Here is a 3,382-nt window from a genome sequence, read left to right as displayed (position 1 = left end):
GGCGGACAGCTCCATGGTGCCCAGGCGCAGCACGCTGAAGTGGTCGCCGACCATGTAGGCGTGGTGCGGGTTGTGGGTGATGAAGATGACGCCCAGGCCGCGGTCGCGGGCGGCGGCGATGTACTTCAGCACGACCCCGGACTGCTTGACGCCGAGGGCGGCGGTCGGCTCGTCCAGGATCAGGACCCGGGCGCCGAAGTACACCGCGCGGGCGATGGCCACGCACTGGCGCTGACCGCCGGACAGCGTGCCGATGGGCTGGTCGAGGTCGTCCAGGACGATGCCCATGTTGCGGAGCTCTTCGTCGGCGGTCTGCTTCATCTTCTCGATGTCGAGACGGCGGATCGGCCAGGGGCCCTTGGTCATCTCGGAGCCAAGGAAGAAGTTGCGCCACACCGGCATCAGCGGGACGACCGCGAGGTCCTGGTAGACCGTCGCGATGCCCTTGTCCAGCGCGTCGCGCGGGGTGGAGAAGCGCACCGGGGTGCCGTCGACGAGGAACTCGCCCTCGGTGTGCTGGTGCAGCCCCGAGATGATCTTGATCAGGGTGGACTTGCCGGCGCCGTTGTCGCCCAGCACGCAGGTGACCTGGCTGGGGAACACCTTCAGGCTGACCCCGTGCAGGGCACGGATGTTGCCGTACGCCTTGCCTGCGGCCTTCAACTCGACGACGGCCGACGTTTCTTGAGTGGTCGTCATGTACGTCACCTCCGGGTCGCTGTGCGCTGGACCCACAGATTGATGAGGACGGCGCCGAGGAGCATGACGCCGAGGAAGGCCTTGAACCAGTCGGGGTTCCAGCCCGCGTAGACGATGCCCTGCTGGACCATGCCGAACATGAAGGCGCCGAAGACCGGGCCGATCGCCGAGCCGGCGCCACCGGTCAGGAGGCAGCCGCCGATGACCGCGGCGGAGATGTAGATCAGCTCCTGGCCGACGCCCTCGCCGGACTGCACGGTGTTGAAGGAGAACAGCTGGTGCATGCCGATGAACCAGGCGCCGAAGCCGACCAGCATGAACAGCGAGATCTTGCTGAAGGTCACCGGCACACCGACCGCGCGGGCGCTGTCCTTGTTGCCGCCGACCGCGAAGGTCCAGTTGCCGTACTTGGTGCGCAGCAGCACCCAGGTGGCGATGGCGGCGAAGACCAGCCACCAGACGACGGTGATCTTCACCTGGACCCCGCCGACGTCGAAGCTGGAGGCGAAGACCTTCTGCGCCTGGCTGAAGCCGTCCATGTCGCTGATGTCGTCGGTGGCCACGTTGCCGGTGACCAGCTTGGTCACCGCGAGGTTCACGCCCTGGAGGATCAGGAAGCTGCCGAGCGTGATCAGGAAGCTCGGCAGCCCGGTCCTGACGACCAGCCAGCCGTTGAAGAACCCGATCCCCAAGGACACGAGCAGGGCGACGATCACGCCGACCCAGACGTTCATGGTGAGCTGGTAGCTGAGCATGCTCGCGGTCAGCGCGGAGGTGATCACCGCGACACCGGCCGACAGGTCGAACTCACCGCCGATCATCAGCAGTGCGACCGGCAGCGCCATGATCCCGATGGTGGACGACTGGTAGAGGATGTTCGCCATCGAGGAGCCGTCGCGCACCGGCGGCGCGGCGATCAGGAAGAAGACGTAGACCGCCGCGGCGCCGAGGAAGACGCCCACTTCGGGGCGGGCCAACAGGCGTACGGCGAGCGGCCGTTCAGATGTACGGCCGTCCTTCTCACGGGCCGGCGGAGCCGGCGACGGGGAGCCCGCCGCCGGAGCCGTGGTCTGGGTCATGGTCATCACCGGGTGCCCTTCGCGGCGAACGCGGCGACCTTGTCGATGTTGGACTTGTCGACAATGGCCGGGCCGGTCAGCACGGCCTGCGAACCGCCGCCGCTGTAGTTTCCGTTCGTCTTGTAGAGCCACAGGGCGTCGACGGACAGGTAGCCCTGCAGGTAGGGCTGCTGGTCGATGGCCCACTGGATCGTGCCGGACTTGATGGCCGCGACCGCGTCCTTGTTGAGGTCGAACGTGGCGAGCTTGGCCTTGCTGCCCGACTCGGACACCGACTGCGCGGCGGTGAGCGCGACCGGGGCGGCGAGGGTCGCCACGAAGTCGATCGAACTGTCCTGCTGGAGCTTGGCGGTGATCGTCGACTTCACGGACGGCATGTCGGTGCCGTTGACATAGAGGATGTCGGTCTTGCCGGAGAAGGTCTTCTTCAGTCCGGCACACCGCTGGGTGAGGCCGATGTTGCCCTGCTCCTGGATGACACAGACCGTGTGCTTGGCGCCGACCTCGTTGAGCTTCTTACCGAACGCCTCACCGGCCACCGTCTCGTCCTGCCCGAAGAACTCCTGCAGGCCCAGCTTCGTCCAGTCGCTCACACCGGAGTTGAAACCGTCGACGGGTATGCCGGCCTGCCTGGCCTTGGCGACGACGCTCTTCAGGGCGTCCGGCTTGGCGAGGGTGAGGGCGATCCCGTCGACCTTCTGGTCGATCGCGTTCTGCACCAGGTTGGCCTGGTTGCCCGCGTTGGGGTCGGAGGAGTAGACGAGCTTGATGTTGTCCTTGGCGGCGGCGGCCTGGGCGCCCTTGCGCACGATGTCCCAGAAGGTGTCACCGGGCGCGGCGTGCGTGATCATGGCGACCGTCATGCGGGGAGTGGTGGCCTTGCCGGCCGAGACTCCGCTCCCCGCGTCGTCGGCCTTCTTGCCGCCGGAGCTGCTGGAGCAGCCCGCGGCGAACAGGGTGGCCGCCGCCATCGCGGCGACGACGGGCACGATTCTGCGGGAACGGGAGTGGGACAAGCGGTCCATCTTCGGCACCTCACTGTGCGGCGGAGAGAGGGTTGGAGGCTGACCGAGCGAGCGCTGCGGATCACATGCCGTTAACACGGCTGTTGCCTATGACGGAGATGGAACCCTCACCCCACCCCGGGGTCAACGCTTGTAATGACATCATTTATCCATCAGGGAAAGATGTCAGAACAATTGCTTTGACGCTGGTTACGGCCGACCTCTACACCTGAAATGACGGGATGCCCGGGGCCTCGATTGAACGGCATTTTGATGCATTGGCCACAGAAATAGCGAAGGTCGCCCCGTCCGCGTCCGAGTCCGGCCCTGAAAGGAAACCCGCACACGATGAAGCACCTCCACCACTGGATCGACGGCAAGCCCAGAGAGGGTTCGTCCGAGCGCTACGGCGCCGTCACCGACCCCGCCACGGGTCACCAGGAGAAGCAGGTCCCCTTCGCCTCGGTCGAGGAGGTGGACGCGGCGGTGCAGGCCGCCAAGGACGCGTATGTGACCTGGGGCAGGACCTCGCTGGCGAAGCGGACCTCGATCCTGTTCAGGTTCCGGGCGCTGCTGGAGGCGAACCGGGACGCGATCGCC

At 66.5% G+C, this 3,382-nt stretch carries 4 protein-coding genes; 1 reads left to right on the top strand and 3 read right to left on the bottom strand.

Going from position 1 to position 3,382, the window contains the following annotated elements:
• The 3 genes from MQP27_RS50695 to MQP27_RS50685 all read right to left on the bottom strand — a co-directional run.
• Nucleotides 1–699 (bottom strand): ATP-binding cassette domain-containing protein (locus MQP27_RS50695; RefSeq protein ID WP_242779483.1); only part of this gene is annotated, 699 nt, incomplete at its 3' end.
• A gap of 5 nt (nt 700–704) precedes the next feature.
• Nucleotides 705–1,784, bottom strand: coding sequence for an ABC transporter permease (locus MQP27_RS50690; RefSeq protein ID WP_242779480.1), 1,080 nt, complete (start codon nt 1,782–1,784; stop codon nt 705–707).
• Complete coding sequence (locus MQP27_RS50685; protein WP_242779477.1) at nt 1,784–2,803, bottom strand: substrate-binding domain-containing protein; 1,020 nt, start codon at nt 2,801–2,803, stop codon at nt 1,784–1,786. The genes MQP27_RS50690 and MQP27_RS50685 overlap by 1 nt, the downstream gene beginning before the upstream one ends.
• Before the next feature lie 327 nt (nt 2,804–3,130).
• On the opposite strand from MQP27_RS50685, the gene MQP27_RS50680 reads away from it, so the two are divergent.
• Nucleotides 3,131–3,382, top strand: a 252-nt coding sequence (locus tag MQP27_RS50680) for an aldehyde dehydrogenase family protein (protein ID WP_242779474.1), incomplete at its 3' end; no start/stop codon positions are given.

This window comes from Streptomyces cylindrosporus (assembly GCF_022698165.1).
GTDB classification, from domain to species: domain Bacteria; phylum Actinomycetota; class Actinomycetes; order Streptomycetales; family Streptomycetaceae; genus Streptomyces; species Streptomyces cylindrosporus.
Note: the sequence above shows the minus strand (reverse complement) of the source record. Positions and strands in the feature narration are given on the sequence as shown.